At 51.8% G+C, this 25956-nt stretch carries 20 protein-coding genes and 2 pseudogenes; 10 read left to right on the top strand and 12 right to left on the bottom strand.

Annotated features, from left to right (window positions below; translation table 11 throughout):
• Positions 1–353: 353 nt before the first annotated feature.
• From mnmL to ACYQ8U_RS02355, 5 genes are all read right to left on the bottom strand, one after another.
• Positions 354–1295: a tRNA modification radical SAM protein MnmL/YtqA gene (mnmL, locus tag ACYQ8U_RS02375; protein WP_459943908.1), complete on the bottom strand. Its 942-nt coding sequence runs from the start codon at positions 1293–1295 to the stop codon at positions 354–356.
• 64 nt (positions 1296–1359) lie between these two features.
• Positions 1360–1740, bottom strand: a complete 381-nt coding sequence (locus ACYQ8U_RS02370; protein ID WP_459943907.1) for a hypothetical protein — start codon at positions 1738–1740, stop codon at positions 1360–1362.
• Positions 1741–1823: 83 nt separating this feature from the next.
• Entirely contained in the window at positions 1824–2411 is a 588-nt protein-coding gene (locus ACYQ8U_RS02365) for a nitroreductase family protein (RefSeq protein ID WP_459943906.1), read from the bottom strand.
• A gap of 137 nt (positions 2412–2548) precedes the next feature.
• Positions 2549–2800, bottom strand: coding sequence for an ArsR family transcriptional regulator (locus ACYQ8U_RS02360; protein WP_459943905.1), 252 nt, complete (start codon positions 2798–2800; stop codon positions 2549–2551).
• Positions 2800–3192, bottom strand: coding sequence for a Fur family transcriptional regulator (locus tag ACYQ8U_RS02355; RefSeq protein ID WP_459943904.1), 393 nt, complete (start codon positions 3190–3192; stop codon positions 2800–2802). Before ACYQ8U_RS02355 ends, ACYQ8U_RS02360 begins: the two co-directional genes overlap by 1 nt.
• 299 nt (positions 3193–3491) lie before the next feature.
• Here ACYQ8U_RS02355 and ACYQ8U_RS02350 point away from each other — a divergent pair, with 299 nt between their 5' ends.
• Both ACYQ8U_RS02350 and ACYQ8U_RS02345 read left to right on the top strand, forming a co-directional pair.
• A complete protein-coding gene (locus ACYQ8U_RS02350) occupies positions 3492–4622 on the top strand; it encodes an efflux RND transporter periplasmic adaptor subunit (RefSeq protein WP_459943903.1) in 1131 nt (376 codons plus the stop codon).
• 3 nt (positions 4623–4625) lie between these two features.
• Positions 4626–7736 carry an efflux RND transporter permease subunit gene (locus ACYQ8U_RS02345; RefSeq protein WP_459943902.1) on the top strand — a complete coding sequence of 1037 codons (3111 nt, stop codon included), beginning with the start codon at positions 4626–4628 and terminating at the stop codon, positions 7734–7736.
• Here the strand turns inward: ACYQ8U_RS02345 and ACYQ8U_RS02340 are convergent.
• The 4 genes from ACYQ8U_RS02340 to ACYQ8U_RS02325 all read right to left on the bottom strand — a co-directional run bounded on the left by ACYQ8U_RS02340 (position 7717) and on the right by ACYQ8U_RS02325 (position 10291).
• Positions 7717–8166, bottom strand: coding sequence for a CBS domain-containing protein (locus tag ACYQ8U_RS02340; protein ID WP_459943901.1), 450 nt, complete (start codon positions 8164–8166; stop codon positions 7717–7719). The two genes, ACYQ8U_RS02345 and ACYQ8U_RS02340, sit on opposite strands and share 20 nt — an antisense overlap.
• A 197-nt stretch (positions 8167–8363) precedes the next feature.
• Positions 8364–8912, bottom strand: coding sequence for an NUDIX hydrolase (locus ACYQ8U_RS02335; protein ID WP_459943900.1), 549 nt, complete (start codon positions 8910–8912; stop codon positions 8364–8366).
• A gap of 24 nt (positions 8913–8936) precedes the next feature.
• Entirely contained in the window at positions 8937–9968 is a 1032-nt protein-coding gene (locus ACYQ8U_RS02330) for an NAD-dependent epimerase/dehydratase family protein (RefSeq protein WP_459943899.1), read from the bottom strand.
• 17 nt (positions 9969–9985) lie between these two features.
• The gene (locus ACYQ8U_RS02325) at positions 9986–10291 is read right to left on the bottom strand and encodes a ferritin family protein (RefSeq protein ID WP_459943898.1); all 306 of its coding nucleotides are present in this window, start codon (positions 10289–10291) and stop codon (positions 9986–9988) included.
• Between the two features lie 265 nt (positions 10292–10556).
• Between ACYQ8U_RS02325 and ACYQ8U_RS02320 the strand changes: the two genes are divergently transcribed.
• The gene (locus ACYQ8U_RS02320; RefSeq protein WP_459943897.1) at positions 10557–11966 is read left to right on the top strand and encodes an MFS transporter; all 1410 of its coding nucleotides are present in this window, start codon (positions 10557–10559) and stop codon (positions 11964–11966) included.
• Between the two features lie 302 nt (positions 11967–12268).
• Here the strand turns inward: ACYQ8U_RS02320 and ACYQ8U_RS02315 are convergent, their stop codons facing one another.
• Positions 12269–12829, bottom strand: coding sequence for an OsmC family protein (locus ACYQ8U_RS02315; RefSeq protein ID WP_459943896.1), 561 nt, complete (start codon positions 12827–12829; stop codon positions 12269–12271).
• A gap of 251 nt (positions 12830–13080) precedes the next feature.
• Here ACYQ8U_RS02315 and ACYQ8U_RS02310 point away from each other — a divergent pair, with 251 nt between their 5' ends.
• Complete coding sequence (locus ACYQ8U_RS02310; protein ID WP_459943895.1) at positions 13081–13707, top strand: pentapeptide repeat-containing protein; 627 nt, start codon at positions 13081–13083, stop codon at positions 13705–13707.
• A 14-nt stretch (positions 13708–13721) separates the two neighbouring features.
• Complete coding sequence (locus ACYQ8U_RS02305; RefSeq protein WP_459943894.1) at positions 13722–14897, top strand: hemolysin family protein; 1176 nt, start codon at positions 13722–13724, stop codon at positions 14895–14897.
• 177 nt (positions 14898–15074) lie between these two features.
• Here ACYQ8U_RS02305 and ACYQ8U_RS02300 read toward each other — a convergent pair whose 3' ends face one another.
• Positions 15075–15296, bottom strand: coding sequence for a hypothetical protein (locus ACYQ8U_RS02300; protein ID WP_459943893.1), 222 nt, complete (start codon positions 15294–15296; stop codon positions 15075–15077).
• Positions 15297–15305: 9 nt separating this feature from the next.
• Between ACYQ8U_RS02300 and ACYQ8U_RS02295 the strand changes: the two genes are divergently transcribed.
• Together ACYQ8U_RS02295 and ACYQ8U_RS02290 are read left to right on the top strand one after the other, a co-directional pair.
• A complete protein-coding gene (locus ACYQ8U_RS02295) occupies positions 15306–15752 on the top strand; it encodes an acyl-CoA thioesterase (protein WP_459943892.1) in 447 nt (148 codons plus the stop codon).
• A 261-nt stretch (positions 15753–16013) separates the two neighbouring features.
• Positions 16014–16508: a hypothetical protein gene (locus ACYQ8U_RS02290; protein WP_459943891.1), complete on the top strand. Its 495-nt coding sequence runs from the start codon at positions 16014–16016 to the stop codon at positions 16506–16508.
• A 1152-nt stretch (positions 16509–17660) separates the two neighbouring features.
• Here ACYQ8U_RS02290 and ACYQ8U_RS02285 read toward each other — a convergent pair.
• Positions 17661–20465, bottom strand: a complete 2805-nt coding sequence (locus tag ACYQ8U_RS02285) for an AMP-binding protein (protein ID WP_459943890.1) — start codon at positions 20463–20465, stop codon at positions 17661–17663.
• 504 nt (positions 20466–20969) lie between these two features.
• On the opposite strand from ACYQ8U_RS02285, the pseudogene ACYQ8U_RS02280 reads away from it, so the two are divergent.
• The 3 genes and pseudogenes from ACYQ8U_RS02280 to ACYQ8U_RS02270 all read left to right on the top strand — a co-directional run bounded on the left by ACYQ8U_RS02280 (position 20970) and on the right by ACYQ8U_RS02270 (position 25930).
• Positions 20970–23089, top strand: a pseudogene (locus ACYQ8U_RS02280) (type I restriction-modification system subunit M).
• A complete protein-coding gene (locus ACYQ8U_RS02275) occupies positions 23086–24282 on the top strand; it encodes a restriction endonuclease subunit S (RefSeq protein ID WP_459943889.1) in 1197 nt (398 codons plus the stop codon). The pseudogene ACYQ8U_RS02280 and the gene ACYQ8U_RS02275 overlap by 4 nt, the downstream one beginning before the upstream one ends.
• Positions 24279–25930 (top strand): annotated as a pseudogene (locus tag ACYQ8U_RS02270) (ATP-binding protein). The gene ACYQ8U_RS02275 and the pseudogene ACYQ8U_RS02270 overlap by 4 nt, the downstream one beginning before the upstream one ends.
• Positions 25931–25956 lie beyond the last annotated feature (26 nt).

The raw sequence follows: 25956 nt of genomic DNA, 5'->3' as shown, positions 1-25956 counted from the left end.
TAACCATCACGGCTGGTACGGTTAAAGGCCTACAAATTATGTGATGTTTATATTCTTATAGTCCACTTTGCCTTGACGACGTGGCGTCAATACACTGGCCAAAGATCAATTTACTATGAAGTTACTCATCCATTTGGGCATTTGCTGCAACGTTTATCGCCGTCTTTCTTCGCCTTGCCGCAACATTTTTTCTTTTTCTTTTTGGCCATGACGCTCTCCTGGTTGATTATATTAGATTTTGCATTGCTTTTTACTGTGGTTGGTTTTTTTTAGATGCCACTAACAATTAAATAAGCAATGCTTGTCGTGCCGTCTAGTCCTATCGATACTATTACTCCGTAAAATATACCGCATCAGCAGAGAGTCGCACGAAGAGAGGGAAGAGGACGACCGGCACATTGCCCCTGCCATATGCCCATTTCCGTCATTTTATGCCGCAGCATCTCACTGAGACGACCGGCCAGCACATGCCAGTGCGGGGCTATAAGCAGCTCGGGGTGGGCGGTTGCCCAAAGTCTGTGGATGGTTACGTCAGCGGGTATAAGCGGCAGGACTCGCAGCAAAAATTGCATATATCCCTCCAGGGAAAACAGTTCGACGCTGCCCTGTGCATAGAGCTCCTCCAACGGGGTATCGCGAATAACCTGCAGGTGGTGCAGCTTCAGGGCATTCACGCCAAGCCGGCAGACCGTTTGCACCGAACAAAGCATATCTTCCGCGCATTCCCCGGGAATACCAAAAATCAGATGGGCGCCGAGCTCAAAGCAGCCGGCATGCCGGATGAGCCGGACAGCATCCTCAAAGGAGCTATAGCTGTGATTCCGATTGAGCAGCTGCAAACTGCGCTCGTGAACACTCTGCAGACCAAGCTCAAACAGACACTCCTTGCCGGTCGCACCGAGCAGTTCAGCAAGCGGTTCTAAAAGCTGTACACTGACATAATCCGGTCGGGTGGAGAGTATCAGGCCGATACAGGCCGCATCGGCGAGCAGCAGCTGAAAAACCGGCATTAACTGTTCGACAGGCAAAGCCGTGCTGGTTTCCTGCTGGAAATAGGCGAAGTATTTATTGAATCTTCCCCGCAGCAGATGTTTTTTCCCCTCAGCTACCTGCCGCAGGACATCATCGGTATTGCGCAGATAGGCAGGGGTAAAACTGGCCGGTCGGCAATAAATGCAGCCGCCTCGCAGCCTGTTCGGGCAGGGCTGCCCCATGTCAACCGGGATCTTGCCTACGCCATGTCCATATTTATCCCGGTAGTGATAGCTGAAGGTACGGATAACCGGAAAGGACATGGGGAACCTGGGAGAAAGAAAAATACTTCTTGAGAGAGAGATACCACTTCAAAAACTGCTGTCGTCAATCATGGACGTACAGCTCATCCACCTCATCCCACTCTTCAGGGTTGCCCTTTCTTAACTGCAGAAGCTTTTTATAATAAAATATCAGTACAGTAATATACTGCACCCGGAGATCTGCACATTTCTTGGTATTATCCGGTGCAAGCGCGCAGGCTTCAGCGTCCGGCATGGCGAGAATACGATCAATCTCGGCCAGCAGATTTTGACTGCGCATTCTTAAAAATGTATCCATCGGCGTAATAACCGGCGGCGAGAAGTTAAGTCCCTGCAAACGGGCTGCCGTTTCTTCGACAACCGTATCGTCAAAATCGTCGTCGAGTTGCCGTACTTCCTGTTGCAGCGCATCAATCTGGTGCAGAAATGTCTTTTCAGTACCCATGACTCTCCTTTTGATTTATAGCAATGAACAGCCGGCAGCTTCATCGATGCCGTCACTGCCCGGAACTGCCTGCCGGTGTATTGTTAACGCAGCTCCATTTCCACCAGACAGCTCTTCCGAGATCGTTTCGGTACATGATGCACGCCATGTTCGTCCCGCCAGTAGCGTACATCATCCTCGTCTTTACATTCTTCAATAATGACGGTTTCTCTCGGTTTACCAAGGGCGATAACCAACGAGAGCCGCAGGTGATCGGGAAGTTTAAACAGGGAAGCCAGTTGCGCATTGAACGCGCCGATCCGGCATCCGCCGATCCTTTTTTCCATGGCCCCGAGAAGCAGATTCTGCGAGGCTACCCCCAGGTCAAACTGGGCCTCACTCTCCGGTCCCTTCAGTCTATTCTTGTTCAACAGACAGAGAATATAGGCACTGGGGCGTTCCCCCTCAATCGGGCCTTTCCAGTCAGTCAGATATCCTGCCCAGCCGAGATAGGGAAAAATTTTTTCACAAAATTTTGGGCTATTGGCAATCATATACTGCCACGGCTGACCATTGCGAGCCGACCCGCCTAACCGGGCCAGATCAATCAACTCGTGCAGAGTTGCCGTATTTATTGCCTCTTTTTCTACAAACCGCCTAAAGGTACGTGTTCTGGCAATGATCTCTTGCATAGGGCACCATAGTTGAAAAATAATTGCATCACCGTTTCACTCAACTGGAATAAAAGAAGCAAACCCGCAAAAGTGCTGGCATCCACGGGTTTGCTTAGAAGATCAGAAACTGATAGTGCCGCACACGGCAACTCAATTTACTCCAGGCTGGCCTTTCCTTCTGCGGTGATACCGTACTTGCACCGTACCGGACTATCAACCAGGCCTTGTTTTTTCAACGCGGCTATCTGGTCGCTTATGACCTTTTTATCAAGCCCGGTAGCCTCGGCGATATCTTTCGAACCGCATGGACCGGCACATTTGGCCAGCGCCTCCAGCACCTTTTTAGACTGACTGCCTGTTTCTTTTACCGTACTTGAACCTGCACAACCGCATCCACATCCACTCATTATTTTTTCTCCTTCCTCTTTTCTTTTTTCTGACACTCCGGGCATATACCGATGACCTCCACCCTATACCCGGTTATTAAATACCCTGCCTCAACACCGAGCTGTTCGGAATCGACATTTTTTCGCTCAATGTTGAGATTATCGACCTTGTGGCAGATAGCACAATAAACATGATCGTGATCCGAGACATCAAAATCAAAGCGCTTCTGCCTGCCACTTATTTCCAGCTTGCGAAGCACCCCCGTTTCCGAAAGTATTTCAAGATTACGATACACCGTGGCCAGACTTATACGCGGCATAAATTTTTTGACAATATCATACAACTCATCAGCGGACAGATGCCGTTTGCTTTTTTTCAACTCGCGCAGAATTATTTCCCGCTGATTTGTCATTCGGAGTTGCATACGGACCCTTTGTCAGCACTTTTCAGTACTTCTCCAAAATACTGATTCCGGCGTATTCCCCGCCGGGAAACTATTAATAATTAATCCTAAAAGTAATTAATTATCGTTTACTAGTCAAGATTTTTTCTGTCCTGCTGGAGGGGATAAGTTGTGACCGAGGCACGGATTTTGACTCCATCAGAATACCGATTGACATCAATCCAGTCGCAATTATTTTAGATTTTACTGAAAATCGTGTGACAGATGGAAACGGTTCGAAACAACTTGCTGGAGAGGACGGTACAACCATGAAGAAGTCATTCATTTTGACCGCTCTTGGCCTGATAGTTATCATTGGTGTACTGGCAGGCATAAAAATTTTGCAGATCAGGGCGATGATCGCCCATGGCCAACAATTTTCCCCGCCACCCGAGGTGGTCACCGCCGCCCCGGTAACTTCGGCTTCCTGGGAATCACTGCTTACCGCGGTCGGCTCGCTCGAAGCGGCACAGGGCGTAACCGTCACCGCCGAACTGACCGGCAAGGTAGTGGATATCGCCTTTGAATCCGGTGCCCGTGTCGCTGTCGGCGACTTGCTGGTACAGCAGGATATCGATGTCGAGAAGGCCCAACTCCGCTCCGCTGAGTCCGCGGTGGAACTGGCCCGAATTGAATTTGAGCGTTCCAGAAAACTGTTAGCTGACAATGTCATCGCCCAGGCCGACTATGACAATGCCCAGGCCCGGCTTACCCAGGCTTTAGCCCAGGCGGACAATATTCGGGCGGTGATCGCCAAAAAAACCATTCGTGCGCCTTTCGCCGGCCGCCTGGGGATTCGTCAGATCAATCTCGGTCAGGTAATCAATGACGGTCAGGCAATTGTTTCCCTGCACTCTCTTGATCGTATCTTCGTCAACTTCCTCCTGCCGCAGCAGCAGCTGAACCTCATCCATCCCGGGCTCTCGGTTCGGGTAACCAGCGATGCCCTGCCGGGCCGGCAGCTGACTTGCCAGATCACCGCCATCAACCCGGAGGTCGATGCCGATACCCGCAGTATCCGCATCCAGGCCAAGCTGGCCAACCCCGATGAACTGCTGCGCGCCGGCATGTATGTCAACGTCGCCGTGATACTGCCGGCCAAGCATCAAGTACTGACTATTCCGGCCACGGCCGTGCTCTATGCGCCGTATAGTGATTCTGTTTTCGTCATCGAAGAAAAAAAGAACGCCGACGGTTCGCCGGCAGGCAAAACCGTGCGGCAGCAATTTGTCCGTCTCGGTGAAAAGCGGGGTGACTTTATCGCGGTGCTTTCGGGCCTGAAGATCAAAGAGCTCGTCGTTAGTACCGGCGCTTTCAAACTTCGCAACGGACAGGCGGTCGAGATAGATAACAAGCTGGCTCCAGTCTTCAAACTCGCACCTCGGCCGGCGGAGAGTTAGGTCATGAAGTTCACCGATATTTTCATCCGCCGTCCGGTCCTGGCCCTGGTGATTAATCTCCTCATTATCATCGCCGGGTTGCAGGCCATCCGCTCCCTCAACGTACGCCAGTACCCCCGCTCCGACAACGCCGTCGTCACCGTGACCACCGTCTATGTCGGAGCCAGCGCCGAACTGGTGCGCGGATTCATTACCACCCCGATGGAACGGGCCATTGCTGCAGCCGACGGAATTGATTACCTTGAATCCCAGAGCGTTCAGGGACTCTCTACCATTAACGCCCGGTTAAAACTGAACTACGACCCGATCAAGGCCCTGTCGGAGATCAGCTCCAAAGTGGATCAGGTGCGCGGCGATCTGCCGCCGGAAGCGGAAGTTCCGATCATCAATGTGGAATCGGCCGATAGCCAGTTCGCCTCCGCCTATCTGAGCTTTACCTCCGATGTACTCCAACAGAATGAGATTACCGACTATCTGACACGTATCGTCCAGCCGCGGCTTTCCGCCCTTGAAGGGGTTCAGCGGGCCGATATCCTCGGAGCGCGCACCTTCGCCATGCGTATCTGGCTTAAGGCGGATCGCATGGCCGCCTATAATATCAGTCCGGTGCAGGTACGCCAGGCCCTGTCGGCCAATAATTTCCTGGCCGCCGTCGGCAGCACCAAGGGCGCGTTGATTCAGGTCAACCTGACTGCCAATACCGATCTGCAGTCGGCGGAAGAGTTTAAAAAACTGGTGGTCCGGGAGCAAAACGGAGCAATAGTGCGGCTAGAGGATATCGGTGACGTCGTCCTGGGTGCCGAAGATTATGGTTCTGAGGTTCGCTTTTCAGGCCAGACCGCGGTTTTTATGGGTATCTGGCCTCTGCCGAATGCCAACTCCCTCGATGTTATCAAACGGGTCCGCGTGGAAATGGACGGCATCGACAGACAACTGCCCAACGGCCTGAAGGGCCGCATCGCCTATGACGGCACCGCCTATATCGACAACGCCATTCACGAGGTTATCAAGACGCTGAGTGAAACCCTGCTCATCGTCATTTTTATAATTTTTATGTTTCTCGGATCATTGCGATCGGCCTTCATTCCGGTTGTGGCCATTCCCCTGTCGCTGATCGGTGCCGTTTTTCTCATGCAGGTGTCCGGCTTCACCATCAACCTGCTGACTCTGCTGGCTATAGTGCTCTCCGTGGGGCTGGTGGTGGATGATGCCATCGTGGTGGTGGAGAACGTCGAACGTCATTTGGGTGAAGGAAAATCACCGATGCAGGCGGCCATACTCAGTGCCCGGGAGCTGGTGAGTCCGCTGATATCCATGACCATCACCCTGGCGGCGGTTTATGCCCCCATAGGTCTGCAGGGCGGCCTGACCGGCTCGCTCTTTCGCGAATTTGCCTTTACCCTGGCCAGTGCCGTGGTCATCTCCGGTATCGTTGCCCTGACCCTGTCACCTATGATGGCCTCGCGACTGCTCAAGGCGGGCATGACCGAACACGGCTTTGCCGGTAAAATCGAGCGCGATTTCGACAAGATCCGCAATTTTTACAGCCGGGCCCTCGACAAGACACTCAATGCCCGACCGGCAGTCTACATGGCCTGGTTCCTGCTGACCCTCTCCACCATTCCCATGTTCACCATGTCGGCCAAAGAGCTGGCGCCCGCCGAAGACCAGGGGGTCATCTTCGGCATCCTCGATGCGGCAGCCAATTCCACCCTCGACCAGACCAGTCTCTATGCCGCCGCGGTCAACGAAGCATTTCTCGATGTGCCGGAAACCGAATTTGTCTTTCAGATCACCATGCCCTCCTCCGGCTTCGGCGGCATGGTGGTCAAACCATGGCAGGAACGCGACCGCACCATTTTTCAAATCATGCCCGAGGTGCAGCAAAAGCTGCACGGCATCACCGGTATCCGCATGTTTCCGGTGACCCCGCCTGCGCTGCCCGGTGGCGGACAATTTCCCGTGGAATTCGTCCTGGCTGCCACTGCCGAACCTGAACAGATCCTCAATTTCGCCAACCAGATTCAATTAGCCGCAATGAACAGCGGCATGTTTGCTTTCCCACCCCTGATCGATGTGAAGATCGATCAGCCCCAGTCAGAACTGGTCATCGACCGGGACAAGGTTGCCGATCTGGGCCTCAACCTGCAGCAGGTGGGCGCCGATCTTAACTCCATGATAGGTGGTAATTTCGTCAACCGTTTCAACATCGGCGGCCGCAGTTATAAGGTTATTCCGCAGATCCAGCGCGTGGATCGGCTCAATCCGGATCAGTTGCGCGACATCTATGTCACCGGAGCAAATGGTCGGCTGGTGCCTCTCAGTACCATAGCCACTCTCAAGGACAGCACCGTGCCGCGCTCTCTCAACCGCTTTCAGCAGCTCAATGCCGTCAAAATCAGCGGCGTGGCGGTGCGCCCTCTGGATGAAGCACTGCAATTTCTGGAAGCTGAAGCCAGCAGAATTCTGCCCCAGGGTTATGTGCTGGATTATACCGGTGAGTCACGCCAGTTACGGACCGAAGGAAATAAATTCATCAAGGCATTCGCGTTAGCCGTGATTCTCATTTTCCTGGTGCTGGCTGCCCAGTTCAACAGTTTCCGTGATCCTTTCGTCATCCTGGCCGGTTCGGTTCCCCTGGCCATGTTTGGGGCGATGATTTTCACCTTCCTGAAAATGCCGGATCCCAACGTACCTTTCTGGACCAAGGGCTGGACCACCACCATGAACATCTATTCCCAGGTCGGACTGGTCACCCTGGTCGGGCTGGTCTCCAAAAACGGCATCCTGATCGTCGAATTCGCCAATAAACTGCAGCTGCGGGGCCTGACCAAACGGCAAGCGGTACATCAAGCCGCCATTACCCGCCTGCGACCGATCCTGATGACCACCGGGGCCACCATCGCCGGCCATTTTCCCTTAACCCTGGTCAGCGGCGCCGGAGCGGCAGCCAGGAACTCGATCGGACTGGTGCTGGTCGGCGGCATGGCCGTCGGTACGCTGTTCACCCTGTTCATCATCCCGTCCATCTACATGCTGATCGCCAATAAACACGTCAAGGACCAGGGTATGGAGGAAACCGCCAGTGAGATAATTAAGAAATCAACGTCTTAATGATGTCCTTTTTGCCGATTACCCCAACCAGCCTATCGCCTTGCATGACAGGCAGGGTATGGACGCTTTTTTCCGCCATCAGGGTAGCGATCTCGTCAAGGGGGGTATCTTCAGTAACTGTCAATGGATCCTTGGAATAAATATCGCCGACTGTTGATCCGGCAATTTTTTTCATTTCCTTTTCCATTTTATCCGGATTCTCCAGATAAAAAACCGAATCCAGAATAGTGATGACGGTGGGAATATGGATTTTCTTCTTTTGATCGATCAGGTCACTTTCCGTAACCACGCCGAGAAGAGTACCGGAGGAATCGATCACCGGGGCACCACCAATTTTATGCGATGCCAGAAGCAAAGCAAGCTCTGTTACCGTTGTGGCAGGTGTTACCGTAATTACATCTTTTGTCATAATATCTTGAGCTGTTCGCATGAATCCCCCTGTTATTGCTATTTATCTCTATAAATCTCACCCAAGGCCGATTAAATCCCGCCTGGTGCTCTCGGTAGAGCAACTTTATTAATCTAAAATAATCACTTGCCGGGCGTGATGAAATAACAACGACGCATTTCATGCCGGGATCAGAAAGAAAAAAGAAGAGGACCGAGAAAACGTCAGTACCTTGTCCGTCAGTACCTTATCCCGATGGTTTCGATAATCTGATCCTGCCGAAACCGGAAATCATGGCGCACCCGGTCGGCAAAATAGTGCTGTAAGGTTTTTTCAATGACCGGGAAGGCAATCGCCGACCAGGGTATGTCCTTTTCCGCAAACAACCTGACCTCGAGACTCTCTTCAGTTGCATGAAACTCCAGGGTCTGGAGCCGGGCAAGATACATCAGATAGACCTGACTAATATGGACAATATCAAAAAGGCGATAGGGCTGCAGTTCGGTGACCAGCACGCCGGTTTCTTCGAGGGTCTCGCGGCGGGCACCCGCCTCGGTGGTTTCATTGCATTCAAGATAGCCGGCCGGAAGTGTCCAGAATCCTATGCGTGGTTCAATATTTCTCTTGCAGAGCAATATCCTGTCATCACATACCGGAATACAGCCGACAACCATCTTCGGATTCTGATAATGGATGCGGCCACAGCCGGTGCAGATAGCACGGGGCCGATTATCGGCATCGGGCGTTTCAATAATGACCGGCGCAGCACAATGGGGACAGTAGTTCATATCTTCTTATGGAAATTCAATTCTTTACCCAAGACTTTGCAGATACCATCTTGCCGCCTTATCCAGTCCTTTGATAACCGAGAATTGGGGTGCGTAGCCAAGCAATGTCCTGGCCTTGGAGATATCAGCCAGGGAATGACGGACATCCCCTGCCCTAAAGTCACGATAGAGCGGCTTTGCCTGATGAGCCTGGGCATTACACGCGACAACCCGCTCTTTAATGAGGCTGTACAGTTCATTGAGCGTTGTTCTTTCTCCAAAGGCAACATTATAGACCTGGTTGGTCGCCGCCCCATCGGGGGCGGTGGCCGCCAAAATATTTGCCTGGACACAATTTTCAATAAAGCAGAAATCCCTGCTTGTCTCGCCATCGCCGTTGATATAGACGACTTCATTTTTCACCAGTCCGGCGAACCATTTGGGAATGACCGCGGCGTAGGCACCATCCGGGTCTTGCCGTTGTCCAAAAATATTGAAATATCGGAGACCGATTGTGCTGAAGTTATATGTCGTGGCAAAAACTTCCGCATAGAGCTCATTGACGAGTTTGGTGACGGCGTAGGGTGACAACGGCTTGCCGATTTTCTCCTCGACCTTGGGCAGATCAGGATGATCGCCATAGGTGGAACTCGACGCGGCATAGACAAACCGCTGTACTTTGGCATCCCGGGCGGCAACGAGCATGTTCACAAACCCGCTGATGTTATTTTCATTGGTTGTCAGCGGGTCTTCAATGGAACGGGGCACCGAACCCAAAGCTGCCTGATGCAGAACATAATCCACCCCATCGCAGGCGCTGCGGCAGGTCTCCACGGTGCGGATATCCCCTTTGATGAAGGTAAACCGCTGCCATTGCTCCTCGCTGACCAGAGAGCGGACTTCGTCGAGGTTATGCTGGAAACCGGTCGAAAAATTATCCAGACCAACAACCCGTTGCTCAAGCTTGAGAAGAGTCTCAAGCAGGTTGGAACCAATAAACCCGGCAACGCCGGTGACCAGCCAGGAACGGGGGGAGGCCTTGAGTTGTGTTGCTGAATTCTCGTATGATATTGACATTATTTTAATGTGAGCCCTTACTTCTTCATCTTGGCGATAATTTCTTCAACTTCCTGATATCCTTCTTTATAGAACTCTTCTTCCTGGGCATCGAGCTCGCGAAGCAGGCGGAGAAACTCGCCGGCATGCTCTTTTTCTTCATCGGCGATATCCAGCAACACCTCCTTTGCCAAGGCATTGTCCGTACTTTCCGCGGTCTGCTGGTAGAGTTGAATAGCTTCATATTCAGCCGCCACCATAAAACGTATCGCCCTCACCAGTTCCTGGTCGGTGAGCTTTCTATCACTTTTCTTTACACCAAATGGACTGCAGAATTCAGGCATGGCTTCCTCCTTGTAGACATTTTCCAAGACATTTTCGTGAACAATCGCTTCATTTCCAGGGGACTTGTTTTGCTCCAGCGGCATAAACCAAACAAAAGCCTATCCTTTTCATGCCAATTAGACAAGATATTTTCGTTGATTTTAAGGCGCTGAGCTGGAAGAGTGGCGGTATTGCTTCTCGGCAGAAAGCGTGGTCGCCTCGGCGCCCCACGATGAAGATTCTTTCGAGGCCATCCTCTCATCATATTAAAAACAGGGAGCAACTATGCATCAAGGCACTGCAAACAATGCCGCGCTTGAGCGATCGGCTTTAATTGTCGCAACCCTGACCTCATTTATGGGGCCGTTCATGATTTCTTCGGTGAACGTGGCCCTGCCGGCTATCCAGGTCGAGCTGCGGATGGACGCCGTACAGCTCAGCTGGATCGCCACCGCCTACCTGCTGGCTATGGCTATCGGCCTGGTACCGGCCGGCAAAATCGCCGATATTCACGGTCGGAAAAAAGTTTTTGCCACCGGCCTGGGCGTATACACGCTCGGTACCGGCCTGGCCATTTTTGCCCACTCGGCGACGATGCTGATCGGCCTGCGAGCCGTTCAGGGGCTGGGTGCGGCCATGTTTGTCACAACCGGCATGGCCATCATTACCTCCATTTTTCCACCAAACAAACGGGGCAAGGTCATCGGGCTTTATGTCGCCGCTGTGTATATCGGTCTGTCCGTGGGACCATTTGCCGGTGGCTTTCTCACGCACTTCTTCGGCTGGCGCAGTATCTTTGTTGTCATGCTGCCTCTTGGTCTGTTCACCTTTCTGTTGACCCTGTATTACCTCAAAGGAGAATGGGTGGGTGAACCGGGACAAAAACTTGATGTCGTCGGGTGTCTGCTGTACGCCTCGGCCATTCTCGCACTGGTCTATGGCGCGACGCGACTGCCATCGACCCTGGGCATACTGCTGCTGGTCGCCGGCTTCCTCCTCATCTCTGTTTTCATCCTCCATCAGCTGACCGCCCGGTTTCCGGTCTTTGATATTCAACTGTTTACCGGCAACAAGACCTTCGCCTATTCGAGCATTGCCGCACTGCTCAACTATTCCGCAACCTTTGCCGTTACCTTCCTGTTGAGTCTCTACCTGCAGTATCTGAAAGGGATGTCGCCGCAGACGGCTGGTACTGTGCTGATGGCCCAACCAATAGTCATGGCGGTGCTGTCGCCGATTACCGGCAAACTTTCCGACCGTATCGAACCCCGGCTGCTCGCCACTGCCGGCATGAGCCTGACGGTGATAGGGGTGATACTTTTCTCGACATTGCAGCCGGATACCGCGTCATACCTTATCGTTGCCAACCTGATCCTTCTCGGTACCGGTTTTGCACTGTTCAGCTCCCCGAATATGAACGCCATCATGGGTGCGGTCGAAAAACGCCATTACGGGCTCGCGTCAGGAACTGTAGCGACCATGCGCCTGCTTGGTCAGATGTTCAGCATGGCCATGGCCACCATTGTTTTGACACTCATCGTCGGCCGCCAGGCGATCGTCCCGGAAAACTATGACCTGTTTCTACGCAGCATCCACACGGTCTTTATTCTGTGTGCCCTTCTCTGCCTGACAGGGGTCTATTTCTCATGGTTCCGAGGGGCCTTGCTCCTTTCAAGGGCACCGGACGACAAGTGATATAAAAAATCGCTATTTGCGTTTTCTCGGGGCCATGTGCGGGAACAGGGAGCGCTTCGTCAGCGGCAACGGCAGCGGATACGTCTGATTGACAGAACGCATATCTTCGATAGTGTAAAAAGCTGTTTTTTACTATTCCCATGCTCTTGATCAACCGATGTTTACCAGAAATGATGAAGATGACAAAAAAAACTGCACCCAGCTCGCTGCTGGTACGATAGCCGGATGTAAACGTTTCGCACAGATAAAAGGCCCACAAAGGGGCCCAGAAAATGCCGGATGTCACATTACTTTTTACGTATTTATTTCTTGTCGAGTAGAACAGAAACCGGAACTGGTTTTGCTATACTATTGAAAACGGGAGAATACTTCTGCGCCATCCTGAGAAGGTCTTCCTTCTGCTCCTCTGAAAGATCAGCCTCTATTTTGAAATAAATGTTGATATTCTGGTATCCGACCGGAACCTCTTCCGAAATTCCGAGAAAACCCTGGAGATCCAGTTCGCCCTCATATCTGGACTCCACTCTTTTTATTGCTATGCCCCGAGCAGCCGAATGAGCAATCAAGCTTGTTGTCAGGCAACCAGACAGGGCAACCAGAAGGTATTCGACCGGATTTACTCCCAGATTTTTACCACATAAAACCGGTGGTTCATCAATTTCGAAAACAATTGGCTCTCGCGAATCATCTTCTTGAAGAGCGCCATAGAAACTTTTGACAGTCGCCCGGTTGTGGGTCCCGTCCACCCAGGAATTCTTGGCACGAAATCTGAATTGAGCAATTTCCGGGTTTTCCTTGACCTGTTCTATAGTGTTAAATAATTGATCGACATTTACGCCGTTGACTACCTTTTCCTGTATCATTTTAGTTTCCTCCTTGCTGATTAGGTTGGTCTCAATGCACTTTAACCCTCTTGATTTATTGGGTTAAAAACTGAAAGAGTACAAGAAATACTTCTAAATTGACTTATCCTGGCTTGTTTCCCGCTTGCCGGGGTTTAGCCTAGGTTAAAAATAAAAACTCTTGGGTAGGTTAGCAAGAAGGCCTTCGTGGATTATGGTTGTACCGTCGCACTGACAAATCTCATTATTATTCATAAAACGGAAACCTTCAAATGAAACAAAAAGCAACTGATTTATCAAAGAAACCGGATATCTTATGCTCCATCGAAAACAATTCTGTTTACGAAGATCGATCTTTTTCAGGTATCATTGCTCAAGAAGGTCTTAAAATAGTTGGTACTGAATTTTCAGGCTGTACCTTTAATAGCTGTAAATTATTCAAAATTTCCTTTTATAATTGCACGTTTGAAGACTGTGCATTTGAAAACTGCGATGTAGCATCGGCTTCGATAAAACATACAAGCTTTAGGCGGGTGAAATTCATCGACACAAAAATTACAGGTATCCAGTGGCCGGATGCCGCCATGCCTCTGGACGTAAATTTCACGAGGTGTTTATTAAATTACGCAGGATTTATCGGTGTAGATCTGAGAAATACTGCGATGATTGAATGCCAGTTAAAGGAAGCTGATTTTTCAGAGGCAAATTTGACAAAAGCTGATTGCAGTTTCTCGGATTTTTCAGGTGCCAGGTTTAGCAATACCAACCTGACACGGGCGAATTTCACCAACGCTACCAATTACGCCATACATCCACATGGCAACACATTATGCAAAACAAGATTTTCCTCACCAGAGGTGTTGTCTCTGCTTGATTTATTCGATATCATTATAGAATAATAAGAAAATATACTATGAGATCAACAAAACCGTATCAGATAGTACCGGCCTTATTGCTGCTGGAACTGTTGTTTGCCGCTCAAGCCTTCGGTACAGAAGGCCCATATGAAATAAGTCTCGAACAGCAAAGTGCTGCCGTCCCGATGCTGATAGGGTATGTTCTGCTGGCGCTAATTTTTTCCTTTCTCTGTTCGATTGCGGAAGCAGTATTGTTAAGCATTACTCCTTCTTACATCGAAAGCATGAAAGAAAAGCAGCCTGAACGGGCAGCGCTTCTCAAACGCCTGAAACAGGATAATGTAGATAGGTCGCTGGCAGCAATTCTGACCCTCAACACGATTGCCCATACGGTGGGTGCAATAGGTGCCGGAGCAGAAGCAACTATTGTTTTTGGCAGCGCCTGGTTCGGATTGTTCTCGGCGGCAATGACCCTGATGATTCTTTTTCTTTCTGAAATTATTCCCAAAACCATCGGTGCTGTTCATTGGTCAAAACTTGTAACACCGACTGCATATTATGTTAAAATCTTGATTGTAGCTCTTTATCCGATTGTATGGCTCTCAGAACAAATGACGCGATTCATTTCGCATGGAAAAACCGTACACATATTCAGCCGTGACGAATTCATCGCCATGACATCGGTCGGCGTAGCGACCGGACAAATTCATAGTAAGGAATCAAAGATTATTCGAAACCTTTTGCGATTCGAATCATTGAAAGTTGCCGATATTATGACACCACGCACTGTAATCATGGCCCTTCCAGAAGATATGAAAATCAATGAGTCATTAAAACAAATAACTGAAACTCCCTTCTCGCGCTTGCCACTCTACAGGAAGCATATTGATGCCATTACGGGTTTTGTCCGTAAAGATGATGTGTTGATTTCTACTACCCAGAAGCGGGGTGATGAAACACTCAAGGCTTTGAAGCGGAATATAATTGCGGTTCCTGAGTCGGTATCGTTGACTTCTTTACTAGAGCGCTTTCTTAAGGATCGTCAGCATATTGCCATAGTAGTCAATGAATATGGCGGAGCGGATGGACTGGTGACCCTCGAAGATTTAATCGAGACACTGATGGGGCTGGAAATCATGGATGAAACAGACGACGTTGAAGATATGCGTTCCCTTGCTCGGAAGCAATGGTTGGAGCGAGCCAAGGCCATGAATATTGAGGCTGATATCTAAAATGATCGAAAGCTGCTTCCATGCGCTCAAGCGAACGTTGCAGAATTTTTTGCTTTAAAATATCATGTGCTCATGCGGAACAAGTTTACTCGAGAAGCAGGAAACGTCTTTACATCATTGAAGACAAATTTCCTATCGCCGGTCGTTGACATGTCCAAATGGGAGAAAAATCCGTAGTCAGACGATAAAAATCCCCACCCGGAAAAAAACCTGTGCCAGCAAGGGATGCAGCGGATTTATATATTTACTGGCCGCAAACGCAAGGATTGTACTTGAGAAAGTTGAACAGGCTGATATAATCATCCAGGCAAATCCTGTATATTTTATGCGGACTATCGCCAAAATGGTGACTTTAATAGATAGACTGCGGGTTTTTATTTTTGGACTTTTGATAAACATGGCTACATCATGATCGAACACAAAAAAATCGTAACAGAGATAAAGACCAGATTCAGAGATATTGACTCAATGGGACATGTCAATAACGCTGTCTATCTGACTTATTTTGAAGAAGGCAGAAAGGAATTTTTATATTCATTATTTGGAATAATCAATCCAGAAGATTACAATTTTATACTCGCACATATAGCTTGTGATTTTCTGAAGCCAATAAAAATAAGCGACACAGTGTCCCTGGAAATATGGGTCGGAAAAATTGGGGGAAAACGCTTTGATTTTATATATAAGTTGCTCAAGAAAGGCGTTAATGAAAATGAATCTTCAGTCTGCGCTAATGGGCGATCAGTTCAGGTATTTTTTGATTATAAACAAAATATCACTCTTCCTATTCCCGCACATATTCGTAAAAAACTATCGGAATTCTCCAGCGAAGAAATGGCTCATCAGAAATCGTAAAAAACACATAACCCATCGCTGCAGCGGGTTTACCGGGTCTTCCACCTTTCTCCGCTCTCGCAATTCGCTGAGCTTAGCGTTTCCTTTTCCTTTGCAAGCTTCAATTGAAACGCACCCCTCATAGGTCAACCTTCTTCCTGAACTTTTTGAGAGTCATGTTGACCGTGATGACATACAGCAAAATTTACTTTCGTATATCATTCCAATTTGTGAAGGTATTCTATCACTCATCGTTCGTCATGATCATAATGGATACCAGCCATGTCCAATAACGACCTTCGAAGTTTCATTAAATATATGAGTTCCCTGTGGGCCTTGCTTGCAGGTATTACAGTAGTTTTTCCACTTTCTGACGTACTCCTCGAAGTGATTTCTTTGCCGGCTGATGCTTACCAAAAGTCTACCGCTCCAATTGCAATTCCTGTAACCACCTTAGTAACTCTTTTCACTTTGTTTTACACCTTTGTCCAACGTGACAAATCCCAATACGTTACAGTAAGGCAGTCTAACGTGTTCTTCATGCTTGGTCTGAGTTCATTAGTTATATTCTTTCTTTTGGAGCACTTTGAAGAGCCCTTGCGAGAAAATTTTCTTCCTTTTCTTGATACTTCGGACGATTATGTTTTATTGCTCGTTGCTGTCGTTCCATTTTATGTCTGTTTTTTTGCTTGCATCACCCGTGCCTTTACTATTTTGGCGTTGATGGAATATAAACGTAAAAGCAATCTATCCGATAAAAACAGTAAGAAATCTTAAAGTTTTGTTACTCAATAATCTACCTGCTCAGAGGTAGGTTCCATAAATAACAACAACCAGGTCCGTAGATTGGTCAAATGATGGTGCTTTTATTGGGGAGGTGGGGAAAAGAATGACCTTCATAGAAGAAGGCGAAAGAGCTTGAGGTATTAATAATGTTAGTCACGTACTTGTTGGCACGAATGAATCAAATAAAAATTGATAGCAATATTTTCCTTCGTCAGCATTCCGGTTTGTCAAACTTTTATGTTCGGAATTTCGGAACAAAACACCTATCACAACGTGACAGGTGTGTTCATGTACCAGACATTACAGCACATAAAACATTTCCTTTACGGATTGGATATTGCATTACATTGATATGAAACTCAATTATCAATGATATATTGCGCAGTCTATTTTGTTGCTTTTTCGCACTGGACCAACTGATCTCGTTGGCTACAGAGTGAAGACAGAAAACAATCCAAAGAGGGGATCTCAGATGGAGAATTACACTTTTAGCGCGGAGTGGAAAGAAGAGACTAAGAAGTTTGAAGGAAAATGTTTTGAGTACCCATGTTTGATCTGGTTTGCTGAGACTGAAGCAAAGGCAATTGAGGGGATAAAACACATTACGGCCTCCGTTGAGAGTCAATTTGTTTCATACCTCTATGCCCAATGAATAATTGTGCATCGATTTAAATAAGCTAAAGCCAATGCAATAATCAAGGAGGGAAGAGGAAGGCTGGGTCAAGGATAACGGATCTACCTCCTTTGTTCAAAGAAGAAGACAGTTCCTGACATTGCTTGTCATAGGTTGTATGAAAAAACTTGCAATTTAAGGCAGAAGTGGGTGGTTTCCGATATCATGCCATTTTTAATGTTGGCAGAATACGTTTTCTGCCGTCATGGACAATTTTTCCAGCACTTTTAAGAGGTTTTCATCGCACGGGTGATACTGACTCGATGAGCAGCAGTCAAAATGACGCACACTGATCACATCATTTGAACTTTTTTCAACCTATCAGCTATTTGTTTACCGGGACTTTCTGTCTGCTGCCAGATTTCATTCTGGTCTTCTGCCTTGCAGAATTTCTCAGGGGTAACTGTTGTATCGTCGCCAAAGATCCAGGGTAACGCTGCTGTTGGTTCCGACTTCAGGCGCAGGTTTCATCATGTTCCTCCCTGTTGTTCTTCGTTTTCGCTCTGCTCGGGTTCACCGCTGTGGAGCAGGATCAGCCGCCGTGCCTCGTCGCGCAGGGCCAGCGCCGAATCCCAGCCCGGCCCCTGTGCCCGCAGGCGAGGGCCGATAAACAGGTGCACCGGACCGCGGCGCGGAAACCAGGACGCGGAGCGCAGCTTAGCCCTGGTGCCCCGGATGGTTATCGGCACGACTTCCATATTGTTTTCCGCGGCGATCAGAAATGCCCCCATGTGAAAGGGCAGCAGGCCGGGCATGCGTCGGAAGGTGCCTTCGGCGAAAAAGAGCAGAGATTGCCCCGTGGCGGCCAAATCCTTGAGCCGCCGGGTATCCTCAATGGCCTGTCTGCTGTCGAACCGCTCGACAAAGACGACATCGAGACGCTTCAGCACCTCTCGCAGCACAACGTTTGCCGCCAGCTCGGCCTTGGCGACAAAACCGAGCCGCACCGGCAAGGCAGCCATCAGCACCGGGCCGTCCAGGTAGCTCTGATGGTTGGCGACCAGGATGAGCGGCCCCCTTGCCCGCAACTGCTCCAGACCGTGAACCACGATGGACGTGCCGGTGAGGCCGAACAGCAGACGGGCGGCGACTCGAGCTAACCGCCAGCGGCCGCTTCTCCACGGTAGCAGGAAGACAAGAGGAGCCGCTGTCAGAGCCAGCAGGCCAAACATCACCCAGCAGTACCCGGCGTAGCAGGTCGAAACTGTTTGCCGCATACCCTGACCGACCTGCCGCAGCAGGCCGCTTGCGGCCAGCCGTGTTATCTGCCACCATACCGCCCGGGGCGGCCGGCCGATCCTGCCCTGTTCGTAGAGCTCCCGGCTCGCGGCCCGGCGGATCTTGCCGCTGGAGGTCTTGAGTACCGTGCCCGGGAGGGCCAGGATTACCTCATCCGGCGGCATACCGAGGATATCGACGGCCAGGTTGACGACCTGCTCCCGCAGGCCGGCCAGGGTATCGGAGTCTCGGCTGCGGCTCTCGGCCAGCACGACGAGTTTTTCCGTGGCTGTGGCCTGATCGGTGACGCCGAAGACGGCCACGCAGCCCTTGCGAACACCTTTGATTGCGCCGATGGCCTCTTCCAGTTCATAGGGGGAGATGTTGCGGCCGCCCTTGATAATGATGTCCTTGACCCTGCTGGTCAGGTACAGATCCTGTCCGGCGAGGTAGGCAAGGTCGCCGGTGTCGAGCCACTGGCCGTGGAACAGGGCCGCCGTCTGCTTGGGATTGCGGAAATAACCGCTGGTCGCCGAGAGCCCGCAAAACTGCAGGCGCCCCTCATGGCGTTCGGGCAATTCCCTGTCGTTGCCGTCGACCACCCGCAACTGATGCCCGGCCAGCGGCCGTCCGCAGGCGACGAAACGGAGCGGGCTGGGATCATCGTCGGCGGCGGGCACTGCCTCGCCGGTCTTCATCAGCGTCTGGCGATGGACGCGATCGATCAGCGGCCCCAGGCCCACGGGGGGGAAGGCAAGGCCGACGGTGCATTCGGCAAGGCCGTAGACGGGTGCCATCGCCTCGGATCGGAATCCGTACGGAGCGAATCGCCGGCTAAAGCGGGTGATCGTCTCAGGGCTCACCGGTTCGGCGCCGTTGAAAGCAAGGCGCCAGGAGCTGAGGTCCAGGCCATCGACAAGGCGATCGTCAATCCTGTTCAGGCATAGTTCGTAACCGAAATTAGGCGAGGCGGACAGGGTGCCCCGGTGGCGGTGAATGGCCCACAACCAGCGGTCCGGGTGGGCCAGGAAGGACAGCGGCGGCATGATGACCAGGGGGCAGCCATGATACAGGCTGCCCAGCCAGGCCCCGATCAACCCCATGTCGTGGTAAAGGGGCAGCCAGCTGACAAAGACATCTTCCGGGCCGGCTCCGGTGGCGCGGCCCATGGCCCTGATGTTGGCCAGCAGGTTGACATGGCTGAGGATAACCCCCTTGGGGATACCGGTGCTGCCCGAGGTGTACTGGAGAAAGGCGGTTTCTTCGGGCAGCACCTGCGGCAGGCCGCCGGTGTTACCGGAACCCTGCAGTTCTTCGACGGTGACGATCCGGCCGAGGGTCGCCACCTGGGCCTTAAGAAACCTGGCCAGGGGTCTGGCCTCGGCCACGGTGATCAGCAGCCGGGCCTGGCAATTGTTGAGGATATGCTGGTGGCGGCGAAGATGGTCCTCGAACTGGGAAGGCCGTGCAGGCGGGTAGAGAGGGACAGGGACAGCCCCGGCCAGAAGAATGCCGAAAAAGCTAAAGAAATAATCAAGCCCGGTGGGCAGCATCAGCGCGATGTTGGCGCCGGGTTGCAGGTCGAGTGCCCGCAGGCCGGCGGCAACGGCGGTGGCCCGGTCGAGGAGCTGTCGGTGACTGACCGTAACCGGTTCGTCTTCCCCGACGATCAGCTGGAGATGTACCTGGTCCGGCGCCCTGGCCGCCTGCAGCTGCAGCACCTCCACCAGGGTCCGGGCATCATCGGCAATGGCTGCCCGATAAAGATCGCGTTCCGGGGCAACCCACTGGCGTTCCTTGGCGGCCCTGCTGCGAGCCGTCCCCCGTCCCAGCGCCCTCGCCAGGTCTCTCAGGGTTTCGGCGGAGGTCAGCATCTCTTCGCTCAGGGCCACGCCCCGGGCTTTTTCCAGCCGGGCCAGCAATTCCACCCTGGCCAGGCTGTCGAAACCCAGATCGCGCTCCAGGGAACTGTCCAGCTCGACGTGCAGGTTTTTCCGGTTCGGGTCGATCTCGCCGGCCAGTTGGGCGGCCAGCCGGCAGACTGCCTCGGATTCCATTTCCGATCCGTTGGTGGTCGACCCGGGATGGTCCGGCGGCAATGGGACGGCCGGAGGTTCCTGTTCCTTGTTTCCCGGAGTGCCTGGGACAGTGTTTGACGCCATCGTCTCTTCCCCCTTTCATCTGGGATCGGCCGCCGCAACCGGTGCACAATGCATTGGCGGCCACTGGGCCATGGGCGTGATCGGGGTTGTTGGACCGCAGCAGTTTGCAGGGTGGTGGAAGGCCGCGGCACAGTACCTCAAAAGACTATTGTCATGCCTGCACATCATTGAAAGGTTCAACAACTGTTTCCAAACATTTTTTTGTAGGTGTTGGTGGACCCGTATTGGTTCTTGTTCCCGAAACAAACCCAGGTGGGCTAAAAAGATACACAGAAGTGTCGAAATCGATGAATAAATATTTTTGAAAGAAAGTGGTAGAGAAATTGCGGGAATATGGAGTACATATATGAAAACCTGGATAATTTTATCAACAATCAATTTTTCTTTTCCTACGGATAGATGTCACAAAACGCTTTTAAAAATATCGAAAAGATCGAATCCAGTCTCTGGGAGGCTGCCGACCAGCTCCGGGCCAACTCAAAACTGACTTCCAGTGAATATTGCATGCCGGTACTCGGCATCATCTTTCTCCGCCACGCCAGTAACCGCTACGAGAAGGCCCTGAAACAGATCAAAGCCGACCAGGCTTCCGGCAAAATGCCCAACCGGCCGTTGATGAAGGGTGATTTCATCAAGCGCCGGGCACTGCTGCTGCCGGAGAATGCCCGGTACGGCTACCTGCTCAAGCTCCCCTCCGGCGCCAGCCTCGGCGCCTCGCTGGTGGAGGCGATGAACACCATCGAAGAGGAATTTGAACCTCTCCGAGGCCAGCTTCCCAAGGAGTATGCCCAATTTGACGACACGCTGCTGGAAAATATCCTGCGTACCTTCGATTCCGAGGCGATACGAACCGCCAACGGCGATCTTTTTGGTCGCATCTATGAATACTTCCTGATGAAATTCGCCATGCAGGGCGCCCAGGATAATGGCGAATTCTTTACTCCACCGTCCCTGGTTCAGACCATCGTCAACGTTATAGAGCCGGATCACGGCATTGTTTTTGACCCCGCCTGCGGCTCCGGCGGCATGTTCGTGCAGAGCAGTCATTTTATCGAGCATAAAGGCCTGGACACCAGCCATAAAGTTACCTTCTACGGCCAGGAAAAGACCGGCACGACCATCCGGTTGGCGAAAATGAATCTGGCGGTACACGGGCTGGAAGGCGACATCCGCGAGGCCAATACCTTCTACGAGGATGTGCATCCGATCTTCGGCCAGTGCGACTTTGTCATGGCCAATCCTCCGTTCAACGTCGATATGGTCGATGCCGAACGGGTGAAAGATGACCGCCGTTTCCCCTTCGGCCTGCCGGGGGTTAACAAGGCCAAAAAAATCAGTAACGGCAATTATTTGTGGATCTCTTGTTTCCACAGTTATCTCGGCGACAAAGGCCGAGCCGGATTCGTTATGTCCTCCCAGGCATCCAGCGGCGGCCATGGCGAGGCCGAGGTGCGCCGGAAGATTATCGAGACCGGCGATGTGGACGTGATGATCTCCATCCGGTCCAATTTCTTTTACACACGTACTGTTCCCTGCGAGCTTTGGCACTTCGATAAAGGCAAGCCGGAGGAGCGAATCGATCAGGTGCTGATGCTCGATGCCCGCAACATCTACCGCAAGGTCACCCGCAAGATTTACGACTTCAGCCCGGAACAGCTCGCCAATCTGACCGCCATCATCTGGCTCTACCGGGGCGAGCAGGCCAAGTTTCTTGGCCTGGTTGAGGTGTATTTCAGCCGCCTTTGTGCCGAGATAGCCGCCGTGCCTCTTGAGCTGGAGGCGTTCGAGGCGACGTTCGCCAACCTGCGGGAGAAGTTCGCCGCCTTTACCGACAGCATAAAAGATCTGGAGTCCATCACAGCTGAACAGCGTCAGCCCCTGGTTGATGCCATGGCGGAACTGACCGAGGCAATCGGATCATATCAGACTGATCGTACCGGCCTGCTGGCTGATCTGACAACCTTCCTGAAGAAGCATGGAACCACCCCGCCGTCAACCAACGCCGCCCAGCACATAGCCAGACAGGCTTTCGAACCATTGGCGGACCGGGTCAAGGGTTGGTGAAACAGGTCGATCTGCTCTATAAGCTCTCGGCCCGTGTCGGGCAATTGGCACAAGAGCTGGTAGGGCTTGAGAAGGATGCAGCCGAATTTTATGGCCGTCGTGCCATCAACAAACTGATCAAGCAACTGGAGGAAGAGCGGAAGCTGGCCGTTGAGCAACTCAAAGAGACTACGTATCTCCACCGACAGATTCACTGGCTGCAGGAGCGCTTTCCCGAGGCCGAAATGGTTGCTGTGCCAGGCTTATGCAGGGTAGTTGACCGTGCCGAGATCGAGGCTGCCGATTGGAGCCTTACACCTGGCAGGTATGTAGGAGTTGCCCCGGCGGAGGTGGATGAGGATTTCGACTTTGAGCAGACGATGAAGGATATTCATCTAGAGCTGGCTGACCTGAACCGGGAAGCGGTGGATTTGGCGGCGAGGATTCAGCAGAATTTTGAGGAGTTGGGTGTATGAGGTGGCAGAGAAAACCACTAGAGGATATCGCCGACTTTACACTGGGTAAAATGCTCGACCAAAAGAAGAATAAGGGTGACCTTCATCCATATCTCGCAAATGTAAATGTTCGCTGGGGAAGTTTTCAGCTCGACGATCTTCGCGAAATGCGATTTGAGCCACATGAAGTGGATCGTTATGGCTTAAAGTACGGTGACATCGTAATGTGCGAAGGTGGAGAGCCTGGCCGATGTGCCATCTGGAAGGATCTTGATCATGGTCCAAAGATGATGATACAAAAAGCCTTACACCGTATTCGCTCCCACGTTGGTGTCGACAATAGGTTCCTTTTTTATTCTTTCCTGCACATAGGCAAAACTGGTGGCTTTGCACCCCTCTTTACAGGCTCTACCATAAAACACCTGCCGAGAGAAAAGTTGGCAAAAGTTGAGGTGGATATACCACCCATTCAAACACAACACAAGGTTTCCTATATCCTCTCAACCTACGACAGTCTGATCGAAAATAACCGGAGGCGAATGACATTGCTGGAAGATGCGGCGCGACAGGTATATCAGGAGTGGTTTGTGCGCCTGCGCTTTCCTGGACGCGAACATACCCACATCGTAGACGGTGTGCCGGAGGGATGGGAGCGGAGAAAGCTTGGGGATCTGGCAGACATTAATCGTGAAAACCTGAACAATTCGTCCGACGGAAAAATAGAGTACATTGACATCGCCTCGGTTTCTCCAGGGCAAATTAACGAAACAACCCAATATGACCTACGTGACGCCCCAAGCCGGGCGCGTCGTGTCGTTAAGCATGGTGACATCATTTGGTCATGTGTTCGTCCCAATAGACGATCACATGCAGTTATTTGGAACCCATCTGAAAATCTGATTGCTTCTACTGGATTTGTAGTTATTTCTCCTCGTTACCTGCCAACATCTTTTCTTTATCAAGCACTGACTACCAATTCGTTTGTCGGCTACCTGGAAAATCATGCAAAAGGTGTAGCCTACCCAGCGGTGGTGGCAAGTGATTTTGAGAGAGCAGAAATTCTTGTACCAAAGGATTCATTGGTTTCAACCTTCAATGATTTTGTGGAACCTCAGATGTCAAAAATTCACAACCTACGGTTCCAAAACCAGAAACTCCGCACCGCCCGCGACCTCCTCCTGCCAAAACTCATGAGCTGGGAAATCACTGTATGAGCCTCGAAGGCCAGACAAGCGACAACAAATCTCTTCGGAAGGTCACCGGAAAAACCGCCGACTTCCCCGAGCTGGCCAAGGACTGCGTCGCTTTTGCCAATGCCCAAGGCGGACGGCTATTGATCGGTATTGAAGACAAGGCCAAACTGCCCCCTGCCGAGCAGCGGATCAGGCCGGAACTGTTGGATAGTCTCCGTAAACGGATTGCCGAACTGACGATCAATATTGTGGTCCTGCCGAGTATCATCCAGGCCAACAACGGCGGCGAATATATCGAGCTCTTTGTGCCGCGCAGCCAGAGCGTAGCCTCCACCGCCGATGGCCGTTATTTCATTCGCGTCGGCGATAGCTGCCGGCCGGTGCTCGGCGACGATGTCATGCGCCTGGCCGACGAAAGGCCGGGGCGCCCATGGGAGACGATGGACAGCCGGGTCCCGCGTGGCGAAGTCGATCCTGGCAAGTTTGAGGCATTTGTTGCGGCAATCCGCGCATCGGACCGAGTAAAGGATTCGGTGAAGGAGAAGAGCCGCGACGAACTGCTGACCCACTATGCCCTGGCGGGTGGTGCAACACTGACCCACCTGGGCGTACTCCTGCTCGGTACGTCGATTCAGCGGCGCAATCTTGGCACGGCCCCGCTTATCCAGGCCATCAAGTACGACGAATTGCGGCAGAAGATCAATAAGTGGCTCTGGGACGACTATTCCCTGTCGCCCATCGAGCTGGTGGATGAGGTATGGCGGACAGTGCCGGACTTTCGGGAGAGCTACGAAGTTGCCGAAGGGCTCTATCGCCGCAAGGTGCCTGCCTTCGATGAAAAGGTCGTCCGCGAGTTGCTGGTCAACGCCCTGGTGCATCGGCCCTATACTCAGCGAGGCGATATCTTTCTTAACCTGCACCCCGATCGTCTGGAAGTGGTCAATCCCGGCCGTCTGCCCCTTGGGGTCACGCCACGGAATATCCTGCATGCCAGCCGGCGGCGCAATGAGGGCCTGGCCTGCGTGTTCCATGATATCGGTTTGATGGAGAAGGAAGGCAGCGGTTATGACATGCTTTATGACCGGCTCCTGTCGTCCGGCCGCCCGGTTCCGGTGCCGGAAGAAGGGCCGGACTGGGTCAAGGTGACAATCAAACGGCGCATCATGAAGCCGGAGGTAATCCAATTGATCACCCAGGCAGATGCCCGCTACCGCTGGCGCAGCGGGAACGGATAACCTTGGCGGCCCTGGCCCAATCAGAAGGCATGACGGCGCGGGAACTGGCGACGCTACTCGATGTTGGCAATACCGACGAGCTGGCGTCATGGTTCGGCAGACTGCTGAAGGTTCATCTGGTACAAAGCACCGGCCGAACCCAGGCAACCCGCTATTTTGTCGATCCTCGACTCCTTCGTGATTCCGGCTTTAATTTGCCTACGACTTTGAAGCGCATCGAACCACATCGGTTAAAGGCTCTGATCCAGGAAGATCTGGGCCGCTACCCAGCTTCATCCAGTATGGAAATAAACAAGAGAATTGGTGCCGAAATTTCGACGAAGACGGTAAAGCGCGCCCTGGATAATCTGATTGAGGATGGCTTAGTGGTTTTTTCCGGCGAGCGACGATGGAGACGGTATCGTCTGACGGATAAAGGACAATTATCCGGCTAATTCCTATATAATTTTTAATTATGACC

The sequence above is a fragment of the Desulfocastanea catecholica genome (assembly GCF_054657295.1).
Note: the sequence above shows the minus strand (reverse complement) of the source record. Positions and strands in the feature narration are given on the sequence as shown.